We start from the raw sequence: 862 nt of genomic DNA on the forward strand, positions 1-862 counted from the left end.
TAAAACGAACCTTGAAAAGCTTTGGGATTGCAAGAAGTACTTTCTATAAGTGGTATCAGAAATACCTTGAAAACGGCTACGATGGCTTGGAAACGTCCAAAAGAACATCTAAAAGACAATGGAACAGCATTCCGGAAGAACAAAAAGATTTGGTCGTAGAAATCGCTTTGGAACATACGGAACTTTCCTCAAGAGAACTGGCGCACAAAATTACCGATGAACAAGGTATTTTCATCTCAGAATCCAGTGTTTACAGGATTTTGAAGCAACGGGATTTAATCCCTGCACCGAATCATTTTTTACTTTCAGCAGCAAATGAATTTAAGGATAAGACAGAATTTGTGCATCAAATGTGGCAAACAGATTTCACTTATTTTAAAGTGATTGGTTGGGGTTGGTACTATCTGAGCACCGTTTTAGACGACTACAGCAGGTATATCATCCACTGGGAGCTATGCGATTCGATGAAGGCTGAAGATGTGAAACGAACGGTAAATACAGCGATTGAAAAAGCAAAATTAAAGTCTAAAGCCAAACCGAAATTACTCTCAGACAATGGTTCCTGCTACATATCAAACGAACTCAGAACCTACCTGAAAGACGATTTGAAGATGAAGCAGGTTCACGGAAAGCCGATGCATCCGCAAACCCAAGGGAAAATAGAACGATACCACAGAACGATGAAAAATGTGGTAAAACTCAATCACTTCTATCATCCTGAAGAACTTGTGGAAGCTTTAGAAAAATTCGTAGAAAACTACAATAACAAGCGATATCACGAATCTTTGAAAAACCTTCCTCCAGCAGATGTGTACTTCGGAAGATCTGAGCAAATTTTGGAAAAAAGAAGACAAATAAAATC

1 protein-coding gene is annotated in these 862 nt (G+C 38.6%); it reads left to right on the forward strand.

All coding sequences use genetic code 11. The features are described from left to right. The coding region (locus VQ048_RS12275; protein WP_327611936.1) for an IS3 family transposase at window positions 1-862 on the forward strand (862 nt) is incomplete at both ends.

The sequence above is a fragment of the Bergeyella anatis genome (assembly GCF_036016955.1).
Lineage (GTDB): Bacteria > Bacteroidota > Bacteroidia > Flavobacteriales > Weeksellaceae > JAYWXI01.